Below are 21996 nucleotides of genomic sequence, written 5' to 3' on the forward strand. Positions count from 1 at the left end.
TTTCAGCGTATTTCCGGCGGTGGCCGCCATCGCATCTGCGCCGCCAGCGAATGGCATGTTCCATCGCCCCTTGCCCTGGCGGCCGTTTTGCGTTTCATGCCTCCATGGCTCCTCCCATTCTCGCCCTGCAGGGCGTCGGTCTGACCCTTGGCGGCAAGCCGCTCATCGAAGCCGCCGATCTCGTCGTCGAGCGCGGCGACCGCATCTGCATGGTCGGGCGCAACGGCTCGGGCAAATCGACCTTGCTCAAGATCGCCGCCGGCGAGATCGAGCCGGACAAGGGCGAGCGTTTTTTCCAGCCCGACGCGACGGTGCGCTATCTGCCGCAGGAGCCGGACCTTTCGGGCTTCGACGATGTCTTTTCCTTTGTCGTCGCCGGGCTGGGGCCGAGCGACGGGGATTATCGCGCCCATTATCTGCTCCATGCGCTGGGGTTGACCGGGAACGAAAGCCCGCAGAATCTTTCGGGCGGCGAGGCCCGCCGCGCCGCGCTCGCCCGCGCTCTCGCGCCCGAGCCGGATATTCTGCTGCTCGACGAGCCGACCAATCATCTCGACCTGCCGGCGATCGAATGGCTGGAAGGCGAATTGGCGAGCCTGCGCTCGGCGCTCGTCCTCATCAGCCACGACCGGCGCCTTCTGCAAAATCTGTCGCGGGTCACGATCTGGCTCGATCGGGGCGTCACCAAAAGGCTCAACCAGGGTTTTGGGGATTTCGAGACCTGGCGCGACGCGCTGCTGGAGCAGGAGGAGCGCGACGCCCAGAAGCTCGATCGCAAGATCGCGGCCGAAGAACATTGGGTGCGCTATGGCGTCACCGCGCGGCGCAAGCGCAATGTCCGCCGCATGGCCGGCCTCGCCACCCTGCGCCAGGCGAAGCGCGACGCCAAAAAATCAGTCGGCGAGGTCAAGATCAGCGTCGCCGAGGGCAAGGTTTCCGGCAAACTGGTGGTCGAGGCCGAGAATGTCTCAAAGAGCTTCGGCGACCGCGCTGTCGTCAGGAATTTCAGCCTGCGCATGCTGCGCGGCGACCGGTTGGCGCTGGTCGGGCCGAACGGCGCCGGCAAGTCGACGCTCATCAATCTGCTGACCGGCGCGCTGGAACCTGATTCCGGGACGATCAGGCTCGGGACCAATCTCCAGATGGCGACGCTCGACCAGCGCCGCGCCGCCCTCGACCCCAACGCCACGCTGGCCGACACTTTGACCGGCGGCGGTTCGGATTGGGTCGAGATCAATGGCGAGAAGAAGCATGTCATCGGCTATATGAAGGATTTTTTATTCGCGCCCGAACAGGCCCGCACGCCGACCGGCAAGCTTTCCGGCGGCGAGCGGGCGCGGCTGCTGCTCGCCCGCGCTTTGTCGCTGCCTTCGAACTTTCTGGCGCTCGACGAGCCGACCAACGATCTCGACCTTGAAACCCTCGACCTTCTGCAGGAAATGCTCGGCGATTATCCCGGCACCATCCTGCTGGTGAGCCATGACCGCGACTTCCTGGACCGGGTCGCGGGTTCGGTGGTCGCAGCCGAGGGCCAAGGAAAGTGGATCGAATATGCCGGCGGCTATAGCGACATGGTCGCGCAGCGCGGGGCTGGCGTCGGACCTGCCGCCAAGCCGAAGCCGGCCGAAAAAAAGCCGGCGCGGGTCGAGGCGCCGCGCGCGGAACAAAAACGCCGGCTGAGTTTCAAGGAAAAGCACGCGCTGGAGACGCTGCCGGAAAAGATGGAGAAATTGCGCGCGGCGGCTTTGAGGCTCCATGAAATTCTGGCCGATCACGAGCTTTACGCCCGCGATCCGAAAAGGTTCAATGACGCGACGGCGCTGCTCGCCAGGACCGAGGCCGAACTGGCGGCGGCCGAGGATCAATGGCTGGAGCTGGAGATCCTCCGTGAAGAACTCAGCGGATAGAACAACCATGAGCGCATACGAAGTCACGATCTATCATAATCCGGCCTGTGGCGCGTCGCGCAATGTGCTCGGCATGATTCGTGACGTCGGAATCGAACCCAAAATCATCGAATATCTGAAAAACCCGCCCAGTCGCGCCGAACTGGAAAAGCTTCTGGCCCGCGCCGGCCTGACAGTCCGTGAAATCCTGCGCAGGAAAGCCCCGCCTTACGCGGAAATGGGCCTCGACGATCCGGCTCTGTCCGACGATGCTTTGTTCGAGGCGATTGCGCGGCATCCGGTGCTGATCGAGCGCCCGATCGTCGTCAGCCCCAAGGGCGTTCGCCTGTGCCGCCCCAAGGAAAAAGTGCTGGACCTGTTGCCGTAAGGTCTCAGCGCGGCGGGCTGGGCCGCGCCGTCTTGTAATCGCCGCGCGCCACGAAGGCGAAAGCGGCGAGGCCGAGCGCCAGCGTGGTGATCCACCAGGCCTGGGTGGTGGCAAGACCGAACAGGCCCATGGCGAAAACATAGGTCAGGGCGCCGATCCAGAACGGGGCCAGGCGCTCGGACTGGTTGGCCGCGGCCTGATAGGCCAGCCGGGTCAGGACGGCGGCGGCGGCGACGCCGACGAGGCCGAGATCGGTCCAGGCTTCGAACAGCATGGTCCGCGGCGCCTGGGGCGGCATATAGCCGCGCCAGAAGCCCGAACTGACGAAATTGAAGCCGTGGCCGGTGATCAGGCGCACGCCGTCGTTGACGATCAGCGAACGCCAGAGTTTCAGGCTCACCAGCCAATGGGGCGCGTCTGGCCCGGCCTTCAGGTTGAGCAGCAAGGGACCAAGGGGCGCGAGCACGAAAAGGGCCGCGCCGATCCGGCCGAGCCATTTGCCGGCGCGGCGGGGGCCCCTGAGCGCGAAGGCGAAGGCGAGGCCTGCGAGCGCGGTCGCGGCCAAGGCGCCCGGCGCCGGGACGGCGACGGCCGCCGCGACCGCGACGATGACGAGCGCGGCCGACAGGGTCGCGCGTTGGCGCAAATGGGTCGCGGCGAGCGCCGGCCACAGCAGCAGCAGCGCCGCGTCCATCCCGATGCCGAGATTTTCCCTGGCTTCCGTCTCGACGCCGTCGGACAGGAGGGGCGTGGCGAGGATCAGCGCCCCGACCGCGGTCAAAGCGACGCCGAGCGGCAGAAAATAGAGATTGGCGGCGCGGGTGCGCGCGGGGAGCGAGGCGGCGGCCGGCAGGACGCAGGCGAGCGTCAGCAGCGCCTTGATCAGGCGCGGCGCGGCCTCGGAGGGGAAAGGCGTCCACAGCAGCGACAGCAGCATCCAGAAGGCGAGAAAGGCCCCCGCGAGGCCGGGAGCGGACAGAAGAAAAGCGAAAATGTCCCGCGTCCTCATTCGGGGCGCCAATACGAGCCCGGCGCCCAGGATGAGCGCGCCGGCGACCGGCGGCAGGATGAAGATCGCGCGCTGCGAGACGAGCTGGAAAAGGGGCGTCGCGATGAAGGCCGCCCCCACGCCGATTCTGAGCAGAAGATTGGCGGCGTCCTCCGACGCCTTGTCCTCAATGTTGCGGTCGATCATCGGGTCTAAAATTCAGTCTCGAAAATGCTGGCGGCGCCGGCGAATCTCATATTAGACAGAAAGCCGGCGCGGGGCTGTGGGCAATCGGCAACAGTTGCGCGCGATTCGCGGACCGGGGCCCGCGCGCAAGAGGGCGCATGATCAGGATCACCCATTCCATCGCGCTGGACGAATCCGAATTGCGCGAGGATTTCATTCGCGCCTCCGGCCCCGGCGGGCAGAATGTGCAAAAGGTTGAATCGGCGGTGCAATTGCGGTTCAACGTGCTGGCTTCGCCGAGTCTGCCAGAGGCCGTGCGCGCGCGGCTGATCACTCTCGCCGGCCGCCGGCTCGCCGCCAGCGGCGATCTGATCATCGCGGCGCAAAAATTTCGTAGTCAGGAGCGTAACCGCGCCGACGCTCTCGAGCGATTGATCGCGCTGATCCGCGAGGCGGCGCGCCCGCCGGCGCCGCCGCGCCGGCCGACCCGGCCGACGCTCGCCTCGAAAAAGCGCCGGCTCGACAGCAAAAAGCAGCGTGGCGCGGTGAAATCGTCGCGGGCGAAACCCCAACCGGACTGAAGCGGGCGGGGCGCCTTGCCGGCCCGGGGCGGCGATGTTAGGGCTTGCGCGCCGCGCGCCGCGACAAGGCGCGGCGCGGGATGGAACGCGTCATGACCATTCGCTTGCACCACGGCGACCTGCCCGATGACTACCAGCCGGGCACGAGCGTCGCCATCGACACCGAAACGCTCGGGCTCAATCCGCACCGCGACCGGCTCTGTCTCGTGCAGCTTTCGCGCGGCGACGGCGAGGCGGATCTCGTCCAGATCGCCCGGAGCCAGATCGGAATGGGCCAGAGCGCGGCGCCCAATCTCGTCCGCATGCTCGCCGATCCGGCGGTGAGCAAGATCTTTCATTTCGCGCGCTTCGACCTCGCCATTTTGCAGAAAACCTTCGGTTTGCGCGTCGGCCCGGCCTATTGCACCAAGATCGCCTCGCGGCTGACCCGGACCTATACCGACCGCCACGGCCTGAAGGAACTCGTGCGCGACCTGCTCGGCGTCGAAATCTCGAAACAGCAGCAGACCTCCGATTGGGGCGCGGAGCGCCTCAGCGAGGCCCAGCTCGCCTATGCCGCCTCGGACGTTCTGCATCTCCACGCCCTGCGCGAGAAGCTCGATTCCCTGCTCGCGCGCGAAAATCGCGCCGCCATCGCCCAGGCCTGTTTCGATTTTCTGCCCACGCGCGCCGAACTCGACCTTCTCGGTTGGACGGACGCCGACATTTTCGCGCATAGCTGACGCCGGCCCTTCGCCATGCAAAGGCCGGATTGGAGCGGTTTTTTGGATTCAGATTACGTTCATTCGGCTTTTCTTGACCGGCTTCGCCACGAATTTGTCGAAAGGTCATGTTGATGACGGCGGGCGCCGCGGCGGCGCAGGACAAGGTCATGGCGGGCGAAGGAGACAGGCAGATCGACGACGGCTTTTCCTCCGCCTCTTCGCGCCGGGCTCGCGCGTTCCGCGCGGCGGCGCGCCACAGCGCGCTGGTCAAATGGCTGCGCCGCGCCATCCTGATCGGCGCGGTGGGCGCGACCTTCGGGATTGTCTGGTATTCCTATTTCCGCACCGAGGACATGGAAAACTTTCATTTGTCGCTCGATCGTTTCGGCATCAGCGGCGACAAGATCACCATGGAGCATCCCCGCCTGACCGGCCTGCGCCGCGACGGCAAGCCCTATGACGTCACCGCCGAATCGGGGGTGCAGAATCCCAAGGATCCGACGCGCACGCTGCTGACCAGGCTCGACGCCAAACTGCGCATGGCCGACGACAGCGAAACCCAAATCCTGGGCGACACGGGGACCTATGACAGCACGGCGCAGGTGCTCAACCTGTCCGGCAATGTCCGGATCAAGGGCGCGAATTTCGTCCTGTCGCTGCGCAGCGCGACGATGAATTTCAAGACCAACATCTTCCATTCGGACGAGCCGGTGCGGCTGGATTTCGCCAATGGCTGGGTCTCGGCGGATCACCTGCTATCGTCCGAAAATGGCGAACAGATCACATTTTCAGGCGATGTGAAATCCGAGTTCACCCAGCCGCCGCAACGGGCGCCGGGCGCGCCCCAAAAGGATTCGACGCAATGAAACGTCTGGGCTCCCGCGCGGCGAAAGCCGTCTTTTTCGCTGCGGCCCTCGCCGCCGCGCCAGCCTGCGCCGCGCCGCAAAAGGAGCCGGATCAAGGATCGGCGCTGCTGCTGCCGGGGGCGTCGAGCCGTGAGCCGATCCATATTTCCGCCGACAAGCTTGATTATTTCGACAAGCAGCAAAAGGCGATCTACACCGGCAATGTCATCGCCGTGCAGGGCGACACGCGGCTCAAGGCCTCGTCGCTGCTCATCTTCTTCGACAGCAAGCCGGGCGCCGCCAAGAAAGAGACGGTGGGACCCGGCGCCGCCGCCAATTCCGGCCTGCGCCGCATGGAAGGCAAGGGCCCGATTGTGATCACCAACAAGGATCAGGTCGGAACCGGCGATTCGCTGCTCTACGACAAGCCGGCCGACAAATTCTACCTCATCGGCCATGTCATGCTCTCCCAGGGCGAGAACGTGACGCGGGGCGACAAGCTCACCTACGACCTCGCGACCGGGCAGGCGGTGGTGTCCTCGAAAGGGCGGGTCCGCAGCCTGATCGTCCCCGGCGACCAGGGCCAGAAGCCGGGCGCGCCGCAGCCCGCGGCGCCGGCCAGGCGCGCGCATTGACGGCTTAGGCCAGCGATCGGCGGATTCATGCTCAACGTCCATCATCTCGGAAAAAGCTACAAGGCCCGCCGCGTCGTGGAGGACGTGAGCCTCAACGTCCGCCGTGGCGAGGCCGTCGGCCTGCTCGGCCCGAACGGCGCCGGCAAGACCACGGTCTTTTACATGATCACCGGGCTGATCAAGCCCGACAAGGGGATGATCGAACTCGACGGCCATGACGTCACCGGCCTGCCGATGTATCGTCGCGCGCGCCTTGGCATCGGCTATCTGCCGCAGGAAGCATCGATTTTCCGGGGCTTGAGCGTCGAGGACAATATTCGCGCGGTGCTGGAGATCGCCGACCCCGACCGCGACCGCCGCGCCCAGCAGCTCGAAGCCCTGCTGGAGGAATTCGACATCAAGCGCCTGCGCAAGTCGCCTTCGATCGCGCTTTCGGGCGGCGAGCGGCGCCGCTGCGAGATCGCGCGCTCGCTCGCCAGCAATCCCTCCTTCATGCTGCTCGACGAGCCCTTCGCCGGCATCGACCCGATCGCGGTCGGCGACATCCAGGATCTGGTGCAGCATCTCAAAGGGCGCGGCATCGGCGTGCTTATCACCGACCATAATGTGCGCGAGACTTTGGGCCTGATCGATCGCGCCTATATCATCCATTCCGGCCATGTGCTGACCGAGGGCGATCCGGACGCCATCGTCGCCAATCCGGACGTGCGCCGATTGTACCTCGGCGAGAGCTTCCGAATGTAAAACGACGCCGGAACAGAAGCTTGTTTGGCGTTGGCCGATCGGCGTCGTTCGGAATTGCGCTAATTTTTTTCGTGGCCGTCTTCTGAAAAACAGTGTATGCAAAAAACAGGCCGCGTCCCGTGGGCGCGTGAGGGGCCTGGGCGTCGAGTTGCGAGTTGGGTATGGCTCTATCCGCCAAGATGTTGCTTCGACAGGGCCAGTCCCTGGTCATGACGCCGCAATTGTTGCAGGCGATCAAGCTGTTGCAATATTCCAGCGTGGAACTCGCCGCTTTCGTTGAGGAGGAGCTTGAGCGCAACCCTCTCCTGGAGCGCGCCGAAGAAGGGCCCGATCCGACGCCGACCGGCATAGACGCCCCCGTGGCGCCCGCCGCCGGCGAAATGACGGCGGAATTTGCCGCAGATCCGGGCGAGGGCGACTGGGCCACGCCCGAATTCGCCACCACCTCCGAGGGATTGACGGAAAGCCTCGGGTCCGAGATTGAGAACGCCTTCGACGGCGACCGCGACCTCAGCCCCGCCGCGGAGCAGAACAAGCTCGAAGCCATGGGCCTGTCCGATTCGGCCTGGTCGGGCGTCGGCGGCGGAGAAGCGGCGGGCGAAGCTTCGAACATCGAGGCCTATGTCGCCGGCCAGAGCACTCTGGCCGAGTTCTTGAGCGAACAATTGGCGCTTGCGACCGACGATTCGGTCGAAAGGATGATCGGCCTCGCGGTGATCGACGCCATCGACGAAGCCGGCTATTTGCGCGAGAGCGCCGGAGAAATCGCCGAAAGGCTGGGCGCGCCGCTGGAGCGGGTCGAGAAGGTGATCTTCCTCGTCCAGACTTTCGAGCCGACCGGCGTCGGCGCGCGCGATCTGGCCGAATGTCTCGCCCTGCAATTGCGCGAGCAGGACCGCTTCGACCCGGCGATGGAGGCCATGGTCGCCAATCTGCCTCTGGTCGCGCGCCGCGATTTTCCGGCGTTGCGCAAGATCTGCGGGGTGGACGACGACGATCTCAAGGACATGATGGCCGAAATCCGTCGTCTCGATCCCAAGCCCGGCCGCGCCTTCGGCGGGGCGCCGATCCAGCCGGTCGCGCCCGACGTCATCGTGCGCGCGGCGCGCGACGGTTCATGGCTGATCGAGCTGAATTCCGAAGCTTTGCCGCGCGTTCTCGTCAACCAGGCCTATGTCGCGACGGTGTCGCGCAAGGGGGGGGCCGAAGAAGACAAGAGCTATATGTCGCAATGTCTGCAAACCGCCAACTGGTTGACCAAGAGCCTGGAGCAGCGGGCGCGGACGATTCTCAAGGTCTCGACCGAGATCGTGCGCCGGCAGGACGCCTTTCTCGCTCATGGCGTCGAACATCTGCGGCCGCTCAATCTGAAAAACATCGCCGACGCCGTCGGCCTGCACGAATCGACGGTTTCGCGGGTCACCTCCAACAAATATATGGCGACGCCGCGCGGCCTGTTCGAGCTGAAATATTTCTTCACCGCCTCGATCGCGGCCCATGGCGGCGGCGACGCCCATTCGGCGGAAGCGGTGCGATTCAAGATCAAGCAGATGATCGACGCGGAAACCGCCGACGCCATTCTGTCCGACGACGCCATTGTCGAAAGGCTGAAAGCGCAGGACATCGACATCGCCCGGCGCACGGTCGCGAAATATCGCGAGAGCCTGCGGATTCCATCCTCCGTCGAACGGCGGCGCGAGAAACAGGCGCCCTCGGCCTTCTAAGCCAGGCGTTTCCGGGTAAGCCCCCGCTCCAGGGCCGGTCGGCGCGAGGCTTCTGTTTTGCGGCGCAAATCCCGGGCGGCGGCCGCGCCCGAGAAGCATTATTGACTTCGGTCGCGGAGGCTTCTAACCCTTGGGGGATTGCCCGGGCTCGACCCCGGACCTCGCGCGGCGGCGGCGCCCGCCCCGCCGCACGGAGCCATGGGAGAGCTCCGGCAGAAGGCTTTGAACAAGAATTGGAACAACGGATGCCCCTGCGGATCTCAGGCAAGAATATTAATATCGGCGAGGCTCTGCGCACGCATGTTTCCGAGAAGCTGAATGCGGCGACCGGCAAATATTTCGACGGCTCCGTCACCGGCCACGTAACGATCGAGCCCGAGGGCTCCGGCTATCGCACCGATTGCACGCTGCATCTCGCCTCCGGCGTCACCCTTCAGGCGGAAGGTCGCGCCCAGGAGGTTTACGCCAGCTTCGACCAGACCGCAGCGCGCATCGAAAGTCGCCTGCGCCGATACAAGCGTAAGCTGAAGGACCGTTCGGCCTCGTCGCGCGAGGCCGCGCCGATCGGCGAGCCGATCCGCTACACCGTTCTCGGCGCCCTCGACGAGGCCGAGGAGGCGCCCGCCGAAAATGATTTCAAACCCGCCGTCATCGCCGAATCGGAAAAGCTGCTCCACGAATTTTCGGTTTCGGCCGCCGTGCTCGAACTCGACCTGACCGGCGCGCCCGTCCTCGTCTTCCGCCATGCGACCACCGGCCGCGTGAACGTCATCTACCGGCGGCTCGACGGCAATATTGGCTGGATCGATCCAACCGCCGGTGAAAAAGGCTCCGCGTGATCGCGGTTCATTTTTTGCTTGGGGCGACGGGGACGCCTTCGTGCGGAACCCGCGCCGCCGTTCGCGATTTCATGAGCGCCGGCGACGCCGGCGCGGATTTTGCTCTGGCGGGCGTCGTGATCGGCGTCTTGACGGAAAACGACCCTCATGCCGCTTGATAATCTTCTGGCTCCCGAGGCTATTTTGCCTTCGCTGCGGGTGAACGGCAAAAAGCAGGCCCTGCAGGAACTGAGCGAAAAGGCGGCGGAGGTCTCCGGCCTTCCGGCGCGCGAGATTTTTGACGCCTGGATGCAGCGGGAAAAGCTGAATTCGACGGGATTGGGCGAAGGAATCGCGATTCCGCACGGCAAATTGCTCCAGGCGCCGCGCATTTTCGGCATTTTTGCCCGTCTGGAGCGCGGAATCGATTTCGAGGCCCTCGACGGCCAGCCAGTCGATCTGCTGTTCGGGCTGATCGCTCCGGAAAACGCCGGGGCGGACCATCTCAAGGCGCTGGCGGTGATCGCGCGCCTGCTCAGAAATCCGGCAGTGCTGGCCAAGATCCGGGCGACGCGCGATGCTCCGGCGCTTTATGCTATCCTGACCCAGGCCTCATCATCTTCGGACGCGGCGGCCTGACCCCGCGCTTACCGTTTCAGGCGCCCCGATGATCAACGACGCCGTCGCCAGTCTCCGCGACATGTTCTCGTCGCCGTTCCGCACGGTGCTGTTCAAGTCGCTCGGCCTCACCCTGCTCCTGCTCGCCATGCTGTGGCTGGCGCTGGAGCGGTTCGCGATCTGGGCGGCGACCGGCGGCGCGCCATGGTTCGCAGGCGCGCCCTGGCTCAAGACCGTGATCGAGGTCGCGGCGGGGCTCGGGCTTTTCGTGGGCCTGATCTTTCTGATCGCGCCGGTCGTGCTGCTGGTTGCCGGGTTTTTCCTTGACGAACTCGCCGATCACGTCGAGGCCAGGATTTACCCTGACGGCCGGCGCGGGCACGCGGTTCCGCCGCTGACTTCGATGGTTCTGGCGATCAAATTCTCCGGCGTCGCCTTGCTGGTCAATCTCCTCGCCTTCGCCCTCTGGCTGCTGCCCGGCTTCAACGCCTTGGTCTTTTTCGTCGCCAACGCCTATCTGTTCAGCCGGGAATATTTTCAGCTCGCGGCGATGCGCTTCCAGCCGCTCGAAGACGCGCGCGCCTTGCGCCGCGCCAACAGGTTGATGATTTTCGTCGCCGGCCTCATGATCGCGCTGTTCGTTGCCACGCCGGTGCTCAATCTGCTCACGCCTTTGTTTGGCGTGGGCTTGATGGCGCGGGTATACAAGAGGCTGACAGACCCACGAACGGCCCCGCGCGCCGTCGCGCCCCGATAGCGCGACCGTGCTAACATGCCCCTCTCGGATTTGGGCGGCGATTGCGATGCGGCGACTTGGATCGATCGATTTCAGACGACGCTTCATCGGATTCGTTGGTCCGGCCGCGCTGGCCCTTGTTTATTCCACCGGCGCCCGAGCCGGTGACGACCGCTGGGGCTGGAACTATTGCGCGCCTCCCTATCGGCCGAGCTGCGTCGAACCGGACAAGTTACGAAAAGCGATCGACGAATCGTGCAAGAAATCGGTCGAAGCCTATGTGGCCGCGGTTTTTCGCTACCGGACCTGCCTTGCCAAGGAATCGGAACGCGCCGTCCGCGAGGCCAACGAGACGATCGACCGAGTCAAATGCCTGATGGACGAGCATAATTGTCCCGGTGAGAAACATTGACGGCGGGCGGCGCGAACAAACGGCGACGCGGCGTCACACCGCGCGCTGGCCGGCATATTGGCCCGTCTTGCGGAAGCGGTAGAGATAGCTCGGGACAACCGCCTCGATCGATTCGGGCGTGATTCCGAGGCCGGCGAGGGTGCGGCCTTCGGCTTCGGCCTGTTGCGAGACGACATTGTCGTGCTTCAGCAATTCGACCTGGTCGGCGGTGAAGACGAAATCCGCCGGCAGGGCGCCGAGCAGCAATTTGTTCGCAATCGACATCATCGAGCCCAAAGCGGCGGCGGCGGCGAAAGGCAGCGGCGTCAGCAGGCGGCGGCGGTGGATCGTCGCCAGGGTGAATTCGAGCAATTCCTTCATGGTTCGGACCGCCGGACCGCCGAGCTCATAGGTCGCGCCGTTCTGGCCCTCGCCGCGCAGCAGGCGGGCGCCGGCTTCGGCGAGGTCGCCGACATAGACCGGCTGCAATTTCGTCTGGCCTCCGCCGATCAGCGGCAGGGCGGGCATGAGCCGCGCCATGGTGGCGAAACGATTGAAAAACTGGTCCTCGGGGCCGAACACGACCGAGGGACGCAGGATTTTCGTCGAGGGCAAGGCGGACAAAACGGCGGCCTCGCCCGCAGCCTTGGTGCGGGCATAGGCGGATTTCGAATCGGCGTTGGCGCCGATCGCCGAGACATGGACGAAATTGGCGATTCCAGCGTCGGCGGCCGCCTTGGCGACGGCGCCGGCGCCTTCGGCCTGGACCGAGTCGAAAGTCTGCTTGCCCCAGGGCGCCAGAATGCCGACCAGATTGACCGCCGCCTCGGCCTCGCGCAGGGCGGCGGCGAGCGAGTCCGGATAGCGGATATTGGCCTGGACGGCGTTGATCTGGCCGACGCGGCCGAGCGGCTGGAGGTGGAAGGCGAGGTCGGGACGTCGGGTCGCGACGCGGATGCGCCAGCCGTCGCGGGCAAGCGCCCGGATGAGATGGCGGCCGATGAAGCCGGAGCCGCCGAAGACGGTGATAATGCGATTCTGGGGCTGAAAGTCGGTCATGGATACAGGCCTCCGGATCGAGCGACGGCGCGGACGTCGTCTGGATAGTCAAATCGGCGCCGCGCGTCCATCCGACTCTTCGCCGTAGCTCAAGGTCGCGGCTTGGCCGCGGGGGCGAGGCGGGCCTCGCCCATCAGCGCCGGGGCGCCGCTTTCGGTCTGGGCCACCAGCCGCACCACCGCGATAAAGCGGGCGCCGTCCCCTTCGATCTTGGCGACGCGCGCGGTCAAGAGCGCCTTCTGCCCTTCGAGCACCGGGGTGAGGAACTGGCCGCGCAGGTCGAGAAGGACGAGATCGGGCCGCCAATCGGCGAGCAAGGGCTCGAAAGCGGCGAGCAGCCGCATGCCGTGAACCGGGCGGGCGGGAAAGCCGAAGCCGCGGGCGAAGGCGGGATCGAGATGGAGGGGATTGCTGTCGCCCGACGCTTCGGCATAGCGGGCGAGATGGTCGGCGGAGAACGGGCCGATGGTCAAGGCGGGGAGTTTTTCGCCACAACGCGGCGCGACGCATTCGGCGATCATGGTGCGTCCTCCGGCGGCAGGGGCGGGACCGATTGGGGATCGATCAGCCGCAAAGTCGATATGACCCGGGCGACGAAGGCCCCGGAAAGGTCGAAGACCTCCGCCGTGGCGATCAGCCGCATCGGATCGCTTTCGCGCCGCAATTCGAGCATCAGATCGTAGGAGGCGTCGGTTTCCAGCGGCCGGACATAGTCGAAATGCTGCGCCTCGTGGACGGGAAGGCCAACTTCCTGCGCGGCGGCGCGGATCGGCTCGCCGATTTCCGGCAACCGCATCCACACGACCGGGAAGCTCGCCGGCGGCGGCCCGTTCTCGTCGCGCCAGCCGGTCTCGCGACGGAAGGCGCGCACCGCCTCGGCGGGGGTGAAAACGCGAAGGGGGCCGGCGCGCTGCACGGGCGGCGTCATGGCGTCGACCTCAGGCCGCGTCGAAGGGCGTGACGATCAGCGAGGCGTTGATGCCGCCGAAGGCCAGGGAATTGGACAAAACCGCCCGGATATTCGTCTTCACCGCCTCCGGGCCGACCAGACGGATCAGGCATTTGGGGTCCTGGATTTCGGTGTTGAGATTGGGCGGCGCGATCTGTTCGCGCAGGGCCATGATCGAGATCACGAGCTCCAGCGCCCCCGCCGCGCCGAGGCCGTGGCCATGGACCGGTTTGGTCGAGGAGACGAGCAAATTGTCGCAATGGCCGTCGAAGGCCATGTTGAGGCCCTGCGCCTCGGTGACGTCGTTCATCACCGTCGCCGTGCCATGGGCGTTGACATAATCGATGTCCTGCGGCGCGAGGCCGGCGTCTTCCAGAGCCATGGCCATGCAGGCGGCGGCCGACGTCGCGTCGGGCCGCACCGGGTCCAGCGCGTCGCTGTTGGTGCCATAGCCGGCGATGACCGCGAGCGGCTCGGCGCCGCGCGCCAGGGCGGCGCCCTCGGCTTCGAGCACGAACATGGCGGCGCCTTCGCCCAGCACCATGCCGTTGCGGTTCTTCGCAAAGGGGCGGCAGAGATCGGGAGTCAGCACCCGCAGGCACTCCCAGGCGCGCATCGAGCCATTGGTGGCGCAGGCCTCGGAGCCGCCGACGATGGCGCGGTCGATCATGCCGGCGCGGATCATCTGCGTCGCGAGCCCGACCGCCTGGCTGCCCGAGGAACAGGCGCTGGCGAGGGCGAAACAGGGCCCGGTCGCGCCATAGCGCATGGAGAGCATGGATGGGCCGGCGCTTGGAATGAGCTTGGGCACGGTCAGCGTCTCGGGCCGCTTGTTGGCGAAATAGACGCTGTAAATGCCGTCGTCGATCGTCTTGAGGCCGCCGATTCCGGTGCCGAGCAAAGCCGCGCAACGCGGTCCCTGACGCTCCTTGGGGTCAAGCCCGGCCTGGGCGATCGCCTCGTCGGCCGCGACCAGGGCGTAAGCTGTGAAGGCGTCGGCGAAAGGCGCGATCTGCGGTCCGAGCCGGGCCTCGATGTCGAAATCGCGCACCTGGGCGGAAATCCTGATGCGGCCGCCATAGGGCTGGCGCACCTCCAGCGGCCCGATGCAGGGTTTTCCGTCACGCGCGGCATGCCAGAGGAGGTCGGCGCCGACGCCGGCCGCCGAAACGGCGCCCATCCCCGTGACGACGACGCGTCGGGAAGTCATTTGTCGGCTTTTTCCTTGAGGATATGGGCGCTGATCGCCTCGACCAGGTCTTTCAGATCCTTGGCCTCCTGAAACGAGCCGTCCATCGGGATATAGACGTCGAACTTCTCTTCAATGGCCGTCAGGATCATCACGAGATCGATGGACTTGAGGCCGAGGCTTTCGATGGTGGCGTCGTCCTGTAGCTTGTCACGAGGAATCATGCCCTCGGTGGCGATCACGTCGAGGATCTGGTCGATCATCGTCTGCTGGTCATTCGAAACCGAAGTCAATGGCGCACCCCTGGTTGCGTTCGGCCGTCCCGTCCGCGCTCTGGCCGCCGAAAAGGCGCATGCCGATGTCGTCGGGAGCGGCGTCGGTCGGAAATATTGAATCCCGGCGCACCTCCATGTAGCAAAGTGTCCGAGCCAACGCCAAACCAAATTTTCGCGCCGCCGCCCCGTGGCGTCGGCGCGTCTGAAATTCGTCCGAGGACAATGACATGCCACACCCTCTCGCCATCCGCTCGGCGGATTTCGAGGAGCCGCCGCAAGGCCTGACCGAGGAAATGATGGCGCGTTTGGTGCGGGAATTCTATACCCGCGCCCGCGCCGACCCGGATCTCGGTCCGATTTTCGAAGAAAAGCTCGCCGGCCATTGGGAGGAGCATTTCTCGAAGCTGACCGATTTCTGGTCGCAGATCGGCCTGCGGACCGGGCGCTACAATGGCCGGCCCCTGCCGGCCCATGCGGCGCTCGGCCTCGAGCCGCATCATTTCAAGGCCTGGCTCGACCTCTTCGCGGCGACCGCGCGCGACGTCCTGGCCCCGGAGGCGGCGCGCTTCTTCGTCGCCCGCGCCAATCGCATCGCCGAAAGCTTTCAGATCGGCCTGAACATCGGCGACAAGGCGATTGCTTTTCGCGCGGCGCAGGCGGCGCGCGATTCGGAATAGTCATATAAAGACTTGCTTATATGTTTATTGCCTTGTGCGCCTCGCGCTGATATAGAAGCCGCACGTCGCAACAGGATGGGAAGTCATGAACGTCAGCCATCTCACCCATGATTATGTCGTCGCCGACATCGGGCTCGCCGATTGGGGCCGCAAGGAAATCGCCATCGCCGAGACCGAAATGCCCGGCCTGATGGCGACCCGCGCCGAATATGGCTCCGCCCAGCCGCTCAAGGGCGCCCGCGTCGCCGGCTCCCTGCACATGACCATCCAGACCGCGGTGCTCATCGAGACCCTCCAGGCGCTCGGCGCCGAGGTGCGCTGGGCCTCCTGCAACATCTATTCGACCCAGGACCATGCGGCGGCCGCGATCGCCGCGCACGGAACCCCGGTATTCGCGGTCAAGGGCGAGAGCCTTGAGGAATATTGGGAATTCACCCATCGCATCTTCGAATGGGGCGACGGCGGCACGCCGAACATGATTCTTGACGACGGCGGCGACGCCACCCTTCTCATTCATCTGGGCCTGCGCGCCGAGCAGGGCGACGTCGCCTTTCTCGACAAGGCGACGAATGAGGAAGAGGAAGTCCTGTTCGCCGCGATCAAGAAGCGTCTCAAGGGCAATCCCGGCTTTTACGGCCGCTGCGCCATGGCGATCCGGGGCGTGACCGAGGAAACCACCACCGGCGTCCACCGTCTCTATATCATGGAGAAGGAAGGCAAGCTGCTGTGGCCGGCGATCAACGTCAACGATTCGGTCACCAAGTCCAAGTTCGATAATCTTTACGGCTGCCGCGAATCTTTGGTGGACGGCATCCGCCGCGGCACCGACGTGATGATGGCCGGCAAGGTGGCGATGGTCGCGGGCTTCGGCGACGTCGGCAAGGGCTCGGCGGCGAGCTTGCGCAACGCCGGCTGCCGCGTGCTGGTGTCGGAAATCGACCCGATCTGCGCGCTGCAGGCGGCGATGGAAGGCTATGAAGTGACGACGATGGAAGACGCCGCGCCGCGCGCGGATATTTTCGTCACCTCGACCGGCAATGTGGACGTCATCACCATCGACCACATGCGCGCCATGAAGGATCGCGCCATCGTCTGCAATATCGGCCATTTCGACTCCGAAATTCAGGTCGCGTCCCTGCGCAACCTGAAATGGAGTAATGTGAAGCCGCAGGTGGACGAGATCGAATTCCCCGACGGCAAGCGCATCATCCTGCTGTCCGAAGGGCGTCTGGTGAATCTCGGCAACGCCACCGGCCATCCGTCCTTCGTGATGTCGGCCTCCTTCACCAACCAGACCTTGGCCCAGATCGAGCTGTGGACCCGCCAGGGCCATTACGGCAAGAAGGTCTATACTTTGCCCAAACATCTCGACGAGAAGGTCGCCAAGCTTCATCTCGACAAGATCGGCGTGAAGCTCACGATCATGAACCAGAAGCAGTCGGACTATCTGTCGGTGCCGGTCGAGGGGCCGTTCAAGCCCGATCATTACCGCTACTGACGCCGGCTAGCGCCCTCGCTTTCAAGCGAGTGCCAATTTAAGAAATCCCGCGCGCTGTGGCGCCTATGCCAATCTCGAACGCCTTCGGCGCCGCCGGAGGCGTTTTTCATTTCGTTCCCCTTTCTTAACCATGAATCGAGAAGGTACATTGAGATGATTCGCGCGGGGCGGCGGCCCCAAAAGGCGAGGGAAGGCCGTTCATGCCGCAACGAGGAAGGAAGACCGATTCGCGTCGCGCCGCGCGTCTGCGCCTCGCGTCCGGCTTGGCTTCGGCGCCGCTCCTCCTCCTCGCCGGCGCGAGCGCGCGCGGACAGGCGATCGCCGGCTTTGCCGGCGCCGACGCCGCGATCGGCCTGTCGCTCGGCGCGGGGCTCGTCGTTTTCGCCACCATCACCGCTCTGCTGCATCTCGCCGGCCGGCAGCGCTGGTCGCGGCGCGAGACCGAACTCACCGCCGAAATCGAGCAATTGCGCCAGAAGGTCGAGCGCGCCCGCGCCTTTCTGGCCTCGGAGACCCAATTCGTCGTGGTCTGGGGCGGGGCGCATGGCGAGCCGGAGATCGAAGGCGACGTCAGCCTGGTGCTCGACGCGCCCGTGCCGCGCCGAGTGCTTGGCTTCGGCGCCTGGCTGCCGCCCGATCAGGCCCAGGCGCTCGAAGCCAATGTCGCGCTTCTCCGCGAGCGCGGCCAGGGGTTCAGGCAGGACCTCGTCAGCCAGAGCGGCCGTCATCTTGAAGCCGAGGGCCGGGCGATCGGCAGCCGCGTCGTCATGCGGGTGCGCGACGTCTCTGGCGACCGGCTCGAACTGATGCGGCTGCGCAAGGTCCAGGCCGAGCAGAACGCCCAGCTCGAGGTGCTGCGCGGCCTGCTCGACCTGAGCAATCATCCGGTGTGGACGCGCGGCCCGGACCAGGCGCTCGACTGGGTCAATGCGGCCTATGCCCGCGCGGTGGACGCCAAGAACCCGCAGGACGCGGTGGCGCGCGGGCTGGAGCTGCTCGACCGTCCGGCGCGCGAGGCGGCGGCCCGCGCGCGCCAGGCCGGCAATGTCTGGCGCCGGCGCGAGCATGTCGTGGTCGAGGGGGTTCGCCGGCTGGTGGACGTGCTCGATGCGCCGCTGCCCGGCGGCGGCGGCGGCGTGGCCGACGATCTCGCCGAGCTCGAGGCCCTGCGCGCCGACCATGCGCGCCAGGTCGAATCCCATATCCGCACGCTCGACCAGATCGCCACCGCGGTGGCGATTTTCGACCGTTCGAAAAAGCTCGTCTTCGCCAACGCCGCCTATCGGCATCTCTGGGGGCTCGACCAGGCCTTTCTCGAACAGGGGCCGTCGGATTCCGAAATTCTCGACCGCCTGCGCGCCGCGCGCCGCCTGCCCGAACAGGCCGATTATCGCGGCTGGAAGACGGCGCTGCACAGCGTCTATCAGACGTTGGAGCCGGCGCCGCAGGTCTGGCACCTTCCCGACGGCCGGACCCTGCGCGTCGCCTTCGACCCCAATCCGCAAGGCGGGGTCACATATCTGTTCGACGACGTGACCGAGCGCTTCGCGCTCGAGTCGCAATATAATTCGCTGGCGCGGGTGCAGAGCGAGACGCTCGACGCGCTGCAGGAGGGCGTTGCGGTGTTCGGCGCCGACGGCAGGCTGAAATTCTGCAATCCCGCCTTCATCCGCCTGTGGCGCCTGCCGGCGAACGTGGTCGCGGAGCGGCCCCATATCGACACGATCACCGCCGCCTGCAGCCCGCTTCTGGCCGACGATGGGGTCTGGTCCGAACTGCGCACGGCGGTCGCCGGCCTCCATTCGGTGCGCATGGGTTTCGAGCGGCGCATGAGCCGCAGCGACGGCGCCGTCGTCGATTGCGCCGTCGCGCCGCTGCCCGACGGCGGCACGCTGCTCACCTTCATCGACGTGACCGACGGCGTGAATGTCGAGCGGGCGCTGAAGGAGCGCAATCAGGCGCTGCTCGCAGCCGAGCAATTGCGCAATGATTTCGTGCATCATTTCTCTTACGAGTTGCGCTCGCCGCTGACCAATATCATCGGCTTCATCCAGCTCCTCGGCGACAACAGCGTCGGCCCGCTCAACGAGAAGCAGCGTGAATATGCCGGCTATGTCATGAAATCCTCCGCCGCGCTGCTCGCGATCATCAACGATATTCTCGATCTCGCGACCATCGACCGCGACGCCATGGAGCTGCAACTCGGCGACGTCGATATCCAGCGCGCCATGCGCGAGGCCGTGGAAGGCCTCCAGGACCGGCTGGCGGAATCCCATGTCGAATTGTCGATCGTCGCCGCGCCGGACATCGGCTCCTTTCGCGCCGACGGCCAGCGCATCCGCCAGGTCCTGTTCAATTTGCTCTCCAACGCCATCGGCTTTTCCGAGCCGGGCCAGGTCGTCACCCTCGCCGCATTGCGCCGCGACGGCGAGATCGTGTTCAAGGTCACCGATCGCGGCCGCGGCATCCCGCCGGAACTGCTCGACAAGGTGTTCGGCCGATTCGAGAGCCATACCGTCAATTCCCGCCATCGCGGCGTCGGCCTCGGCCTGTCGATCGTGCGCGCCTTTGTCGAACTGCATGGCGGCCAGGTCCATATCGATTCCGCGCCGGGAGAAGGGACGGTCGTGACCTGCATTTTCCCTACTCGGGGCGGCCAGATTGAATGCCGCCCGAACGACGAAGCAAAGGCGGAGGGGCGGGCATGAGCGAGCCGATCTGGCGGGTTGAGCTGCCCGACGAAGCGGCGACGCGGGCGCTGGCGCAGGAGGTGGCCGGCATGGTCGGCGCCGGCGATCTGGTCACTTTGAGCGGCGACCTGGGCGCCGGCAAGACCACTTTCGCCCGCGCCCTGATCCGTGGCCTTGCGGGCGATTCCGAGCTTGAAGTCCCGAGCCCGACCTTCACCCTGATGCAGGTCTATGGCGCCGAGGCTTTTCCCATCGTCCACGCCGATCTTTACCGGGTGAAGGACCCCTCCGAACTCGCCGAACTCGGCTGGGACGAGGCGGCCGAGGGCGCGCTGGTGATCGTCGAATGGGCCGAGCGCGCCGGCTCCGCGCTCTCGGCGGACCGGCTCGACGTCGCCCTCTACGCGGATATGAAGCGCGGACCGGATTACCGCCGCGCCGAAATCGTCGGCCATGGCGACGCCGCGAGCCGCCTGATCCGCCTGCGCGGCGCGCAAAACCTTCTCGAACGCTGCGGCTGGGACGACGCCGAGCGCGAACACATGCAGGGCGACGCCTCGACCCGCGCCTATGAAATGCTGATCAAGCCGGACGGCGACAAGGCGGTGCTGATGATCATGCCGCCGCGCACCGACGGCCCGCCGGTCAAGGGCGGCAAGCCCTATAGCGCGATTGCTCATCTCGCCGAAAATATCCGGCCGTTCATCGCCATGGACGAGGCACTGATCGCGCAGGGGTTTTCCGCGCCGCGCCTTTTCGCCGCCGATTTCGCCGCCGGCCTCGCCGTATTGGAATATCTCGGCGACGAGGGCATGGTCGGCGAGGGGGGGCCGCGCCCGGAGCGCTATTCCGAGGCCATCCGCCTTCTCGCCCAGCTGCATGGGCGGAGCCTGCCGGAGGAGATCGCCTTTTCCGGCGGGACCTATCGCCTCCCGCATTACGATCTCGACGCCTTTCTCATCGAGGTCGAACTGCTGCTCGAATGGTATGCGCCCCATATTCTCGGCGTCCAGCTCGCCTCCGGCGCGCGGGCGCAATTCGAGAACGCCTGGCGCGCGCTTCTTGCGGGCCCGGTGGCGGCGCCGACAACCTGGACCTTGCGCGACTATCATTCGCCGAATCTGCTCTGGCTTGCGAACCGCAGCGGCCCGCAGCGTGTCGGCCTGCTCGATTTTCAGGACGCCGTGCTCGGGCCGCCGGCCTATGACCTCGTCTCGCTGCTGCAGGACGCCCGCGTGACCGTGCCGGACGAACTGGAGCTGAAGCTGCTCGGCGCCTATGCCTTCATCCGCAAGAACGCCGAGGAAAATTTCGACGTCGCCGCCTTCACCACATCTTACGCGATCATGGGGGCGCAGCGCGCGTGCAAGATCCTGGGCATTTTCGCCCGGCTCGACAGGCGCGACGGCAAGCCCGCCTATCTCGCCCACATGCCGCGGGTGAAAAACTATCTCAAGAAGGACCTCGGCCACCCGGCGCTCGCCGATCTCAAGGCGTGGTTCGACCAATATCTGCCGCTTCTGTTCGCAGAGGAGGCGGTCGCGTGAGCGGGGGACCGGAAAAGGCTTTGGTCTTTGCGGCGGGCCTTGGAACCCGGATGAGGCCGATCACCTTGTCGCTGCCGAAGCCCTTGGTGCGCATCGGCGGCAAGGCGATGATCGACCATGTGCTCGACCGGCTCGAAGAGGGCGGCGTCGAAGAGGCCATCGTCAATGTCCATTGGCTCGCCGACCAGATCGAGGATCATCTCCGGGGGCGACGCATTCCCAGGATCGCCATTTCCGACGAGCGCGACCTGCTGCTCGACCAGGGCGGCGGCATCGTCAAGGTTTTGAAGGCGTTCGGCGGAAAACCGTTTTTCATCTGCAATACCGACGCTTTGTGGATCGACGAGCCGGAGCCGCAGGTCGCGCGCCTCGCCCGCGCCTGGGACGGCGCGAAAATGGACGTGCTCCTGCTGCTCGCCGATAGGAAGACCAGTCTCGGGGTCGAGGGACGCGGCGATTTCTTCCGCGACGCGCAGGGGCGGCTGTCGCGGCCCGCGCCGGGCGAAAGCGCGCCTTACGTCTATAGCGGCGTCGGGATCGTGAAATCGTCGCTGTTCGAGGGCTGCCCGCTGGAGCCGTTCCGGCTCGCGCCCTTCTTCTTCGCGGCGGCGGAGCGGGGCCGCCTGTTCGGTCTGCCGCTCAAGGGCCGCTGGCTCCATGTCGGCGCGCCCGAGACCGTCGAAAAGGCGGAACGGATTTATCGGGCGGCGGTCGCCTGACCCCGAGCCGCAAGGAGCGCCCGATGCCTGAGATCGCGCAGGTTTTTTCGCCTTTGCGGCGCCAAAAGTCATAAGACAAGCAGTTTCCGGTCGTTCGGAATCGGAAGAATGCTATACTTCATTGTTTTAACGCGTATTTTTGTCAAAAA

General features: G+C 65.7%; 21 protein-coding genes and 2 pseudogenes. 17 read left to right on the top strand and 6 right to left on the bottom strand.

All coding sequences use genetic code 11. The features are described from left to right. Positions 1-104 precede the first annotated feature (104 nt). Both K2U94_RS04135 and arsC read left to right on the top strand, forming a co-directional pair. Positions 105-1907 (top strand): ABC-F family ATP-binding cassette domain-containing protein, encoded by a 1803-nt coding sequence (locus K2U94_RS04135; RefSeq protein ID WP_243065996.1) that lies wholly within the window; start codon positions 105-107, stop codon positions 1905-1907. Between the two features lie 7 nt (positions 1908-1914). Further along, positions 1915-2271: pseudogene (gene arsC, locus K2U94_RS04140) on the top strand (arsenate reductase (glutaredoxin)); the annotation flags it as partial. A 7-nt stretch (positions 2272-2278) separates the two neighbouring features. Here the strand turns inward: arsC and K2U94_RS04145 are convergent. Further along, a complete protein-coding gene (locus tag K2U94_RS04145) occupies positions 2279-3469 on the bottom strand; it encodes a hypothetical protein (RefSeq protein WP_243065997.1) in 1191 nt (396 codons plus the stop codon). Between the two features lie 137 nt (positions 3470-3606). Between K2U94_RS04145 and arfB the strand changes: the two genes are divergently transcribed. The 10 genes and pseudogenes from arfB (at position 3607) to K2U94_RS04195 (ending at position 11265) form a co-directional block, all read left to right on the top strand. Beyond that, positions 3607-4029: an alternative ribosome rescue aminoacyl-tRNA hydrolase ArfB gene (gene arfB / locus K2U94_RS04150; RefSeq protein WP_243065998.1), complete on the top strand. Its 423-nt coding sequence runs from the start codon at positions 3607-3609 to the stop codon at positions 4027-4029. Between the two features lie 92 nt (positions 4030-4121). Continuing rightward, a complete protein-coding gene (locus K2U94_RS04155; protein WP_243065999.1) occupies positions 4122-4751 on the top strand; it encodes a ribonuclease D in 630 nt (209 codons plus the stop codon). Positions 4752-4858: 107 nt separating this feature from the next. Further along, the gene (lptC, locus tag K2U94_RS04160; protein ID WP_243066000.1) at positions 4859-5599 is read left to right on the top strand and encodes an LPS export ABC transporter periplasmic protein LptC; all 741 of its coding nucleotides are present in this window, start codon (positions 4859-4861) and stop codon (positions 5597-5599) included. Continuing rightward, on the top strand, positions 5596-6213 hold the full coding sequence (locus K2U94_RS04165; protein WP_243066001.1) for an LptA/OstA family protein: 618 nt from the start codon (positions 5596-5598) through the stop codon (positions 6211-6213). Before lptC ends, K2U94_RS04165 begins: the two co-directional genes overlap by 4 nt. Before the next feature lie 27 nt (positions 6214-6240). Next, positions 6241-6957 (top strand): annotated as a pseudogene (lptB, locus tag K2U94_RS04170) (LPS export ABC transporter ATP-binding protein); the annotation flags it as partial. 161 nt (positions 6958-7118) lie between these two features. Beyond that, positions 7119-8681 carry an RNA polymerase factor sigma-54 gene (gene rpoN, locus K2U94_RS04175; protein ID WP_243066002.1) on the top strand — a complete coding sequence of 521 codons (1563 nt, stop codon included), beginning with the start codon at positions 7119-7121 and terminating at the stop codon, positions 8679-8681. A 245-nt stretch (positions 8682-8926) separates the two neighbouring features. Further along, positions 8927-9520: a ribosome hibernation-promoting factor, HPF/YfiA family gene (hpf, locus tag K2U94_RS04180; RefSeq protein ID WP_243066003.1), complete on the top strand. Its 594-nt coding sequence runs from the start codon at positions 8927-8929 to the stop codon at positions 9518-9520. A 147-nt stretch (positions 9521-9667) separates the two neighbouring features. Next, positions 9668-10138 carry a PTS sugar transporter subunit IIA gene (locus K2U94_RS04185; RefSeq protein WP_243066004.1) on the top strand — a complete coding sequence of 157 codons (471 nt, stop codon included), beginning with the start codon at positions 9668-9670 and terminating at the stop codon, positions 10136-10138. 28 nt (positions 10139-10166) lie between these two features. Then, a complete protein-coding gene (locus K2U94_RS04190) occupies positions 10167-10874 on the top strand; it encodes a sulfate transporter family protein (protein WP_243066005.1) in 708 nt (235 codons plus the stop codon). Positions 10875-10920: 46 nt separating this feature from the next. Further along, the gene (locus K2U94_RS04195) at positions 10921-11265 is read left to right on the top strand and encodes a hypothetical protein (protein WP_243066006.1); all 345 of its coding nucleotides are present in this window, start codon (positions 10921-10923) and stop codon (positions 11263-11265) included. 33 nt (positions 11266-11298) lie between these two features. On the opposite strand, the gene K2U94_RS04200 is transcribed toward K2U94_RS04195, so the two are convergent. From K2U94_RS04200 to K2U94_RS04220, 5 genes are all read right to left on the bottom strand, one after another. Then, positions 11299-12303 carry a complex I NDUFA9 subunit family protein gene (locus K2U94_RS04200; RefSeq protein ID WP_243066007.1) on the bottom strand — a complete coding sequence of 335 codons (1005 nt, stop codon included), beginning with the start codon at positions 12301-12303 and terminating at the stop codon, positions 11299-11301. 89 nt (positions 12304-12392) lie between these two features. Next, entirely contained in the window at positions 12393-12824 is a 432-nt protein-coding gene (locus tag K2U94_RS04205) for a MaoC family dehydratase (RefSeq protein ID WP_243066008.1), read from the bottom strand. Then, the gene (locus tag K2U94_RS04210; protein WP_243066009.1) at positions 12821-13231 is read right to left on the bottom strand and encodes a hypothetical protein; all 411 of its coding nucleotides are present in this window, start codon (positions 13229-13231) and stop codon (positions 12821-12823) included. The genes K2U94_RS04205 and K2U94_RS04210 overlap by 4 nt, the downstream gene beginning before the upstream one ends. Positions 13232-13241: 10 nt before the next feature. Further along, on the bottom strand, positions 13242-14462 hold the full coding sequence (locus K2U94_RS04215) for a beta-ketoacyl-[acyl-carrier-protein] synthase family protein (RefSeq protein WP_243066010.1): 1221 nt from the start codon (positions 14460-14462) through the stop codon (positions 13242-13244). Further along, positions 14459-14734 (bottom strand): acyl carrier protein, encoded by a 276-nt coding sequence (locus tag K2U94_RS04220; protein ID WP_336606150.1) that lies wholly within the window; start codon positions 14732-14734, stop codon positions 14459-14461. Before K2U94_RS04220 ends, K2U94_RS04215 begins: the two co-directional genes overlap by 4 nt. Before the next feature lie 209 nt (positions 14735-14943). Between K2U94_RS04220 and K2U94_RS04225 the strand changes: the two genes are divergently transcribed. From K2U94_RS04225 to K2U94_RS04245, 5 genes are all read left to right on the top strand, one after another. Next, positions 14944-15393: a group III truncated hemoglobin gene (locus tag K2U94_RS04225; protein ID WP_243066011.1), complete on the top strand. Its 450-nt coding sequence runs from the start codon at positions 14944-14946 to the stop codon at positions 15391-15393. Between the two features lie 85 nt (positions 15394-15478). After that, positions 15479-16891, top strand: a complete 1413-nt coding sequence (ahcY, locus tag K2U94_RS04230; protein ID WP_243066012.1) for an adenosylhomocysteinase — start codon at positions 15479-15481, stop codon at positions 16889-16891. Between the two features lie 200 nt (positions 16892-17091). Further along, positions 17092-19599, top strand: a complete 2508-nt coding sequence (locus tag K2U94_RS04235; RefSeq protein WP_243066013.1) for a sensor histidine kinase — start codon at positions 17092-17094, stop codon at positions 19597-19599. Then, a complete protein-coding gene (gene tsaE / locus K2U94_RS04240) occupies positions 19596-21128 on the top strand; it encodes a tRNA (adenosine(37)-N6)-threonylcarbamoyltransferase complex ATPase subunit type 1 TsaE (RefSeq protein WP_243066014.1) in 1533 nt (510 codons plus the stop codon). The genes K2U94_RS04235 and tsaE overlap by 4 nt, the downstream gene beginning before the upstream one ends. After that, positions 21125-21847: a nucleotidyltransferase family protein gene (locus tag K2U94_RS04245; RefSeq protein ID WP_243066015.1), complete on the top strand. Its 723-nt coding sequence runs from the start codon at positions 21125-21127 to the stop codon at positions 21845-21847. The genes tsaE and K2U94_RS04245 overlap by 4 nt, the downstream gene beginning before the upstream one ends. The last annotated feature ends 149 nt before the right edge of the window (positions 21848-21996 follow it).

Origin of the sequence: Candidatus Rhodoblastus alkanivorans, assembly GCF_022760755.1 — a bacterium.
Lineage (GTDB): Bacteria > Pseudomonadota > Alphaproteobacteria > Rhizobiales > Beijerinckiaceae > Rhodoblastus > Rhodoblastus alkanivorans.

Excerpts from the sequence above, each read along its gene's own strand:
- K2U94_RS04135 (WP_243065996.1), top strand. The coding sequence starts at position 105 with ATGGCTCCTCCCATTCTCGCCCTGCAGGGCGTCGGTCTGACCCTTGGC.
- K2U94_RS04145 (WP_243065997.1), bottom strand. The coding sequence starts at position 3,469 with ATGATCGACCGCAACATTGAGGACAAGGCGTCGGAGGACGCCGCCAAT.
- arfB (WP_243065998.1), top strand. The coding sequence starts at position 3,607 with ATGATCAGGATCACCCATTCCATCGCGCTGGACGAATCCGAATTGCGC.
- K2U94_RS04155 (WP_243065999.1), top strand. The coding sequence starts at position 4,122 with ATGACCATTCGCTTGCACCACGGCGACCTGCCCGATGACTACCAGCCG.
- lptC (WP_243066000.1), top strand. The coding sequence starts at position 4,859 with ATGTTGATGACGGCGGGCGCCGCGGCGGCGCAGGACAAGGTCATGGCG.
- K2U94_RS04165 (WP_243066001.1), top strand. The coding sequence starts at position 5,596 with ATGAAACGTCTGGGCTCCCGCGCGGCGAAAGCCGTCTTTTTCGCTGCG.
- rpoN (WP_243066002.1), top strand. The coding sequence starts at position 7,119 with ATGGCTCTATCCGCCAAGATGTTGCTTCGACAGGGCCAGTCCCTGGTC.
- hpf (WP_243066003.1), top strand. The coding sequence starts at position 8,927 with ATGCCCCTGCGGATCTCAGGCAAGAATATTAATATCGGCGAGGCTCTG.
- K2U94_RS04185 (WP_243066004.1), top strand. The coding sequence starts at position 9,668 with ATGCCGCTTGATAATCTTCTGGCTCCCGAGGCTATTTTGCCTTCGCTG.
- K2U94_RS04190 (WP_243066005.1), top strand. The coding sequence starts at position 10,167 with ATGATCAACGACGCCGTCGCCAGTCTCCGCGACATGTTCTCGTCGCCG.
- K2U94_RS04195 (WP_243066006.1), top strand. The coding sequence starts at position 10,921 with ATGCGGCGACTTGGATCGATCGATTTCAGACGACGCTTCATCGGATTC.
- K2U94_RS04200 (WP_243066007.1), bottom strand. The coding sequence starts at position 12,303 with ATGACCGACTTTCAGCCCCAGAATCGCATTATCACCGTCTTCGGCGGC.
- K2U94_RS04205 (WP_243066008.1), bottom strand. The coding sequence starts at position 12,824 with ATGATCGCCGAATGCGTCGCGCCGCGTTGTGGCGAAAAACTCCCCGCC.
- K2U94_RS04210 (WP_243066009.1), bottom strand. The coding sequence starts at position 13,231 with ATGACGCCGCCCGTGCAGCGCGCCGGCCCCCTTCGCGTTTTCACCCCC.
- K2U94_RS04215 (WP_243066010.1), bottom strand. The coding sequence starts at position 14,462 with ATGACTTCCCGACGCGTCGTCGTCACGGGGATGGGCGCCGTTTCGGCG.
- K2U94_RS04225 (WP_243066011.1), top strand. The coding sequence starts at position 14,944 with ATGCCACACCCTCTCGCCATCCGCTCGGCGGATTTCGAGGAGCCGCCG.
- ahcY (WP_243066012.1), top strand. The coding sequence starts at position 15,479 with ATGAACGTCAGCCATCTCACCCATGATTATGTCGTCGCCGACATCGGG.
- K2U94_RS04235 (WP_243066013.1), top strand. The coding sequence starts at position 17,092 with ATGCCGCAACGAGGAAGGAAGACCGATTCGCGTCGCGCCGCGCGTCTG.
- tsaE (WP_243066014.1), top strand. The coding sequence starts at position 19,596 with ATGAGCGAGCCGATCTGGCGGGTTGAGCTGCCCGACGAAGCGGCGACG.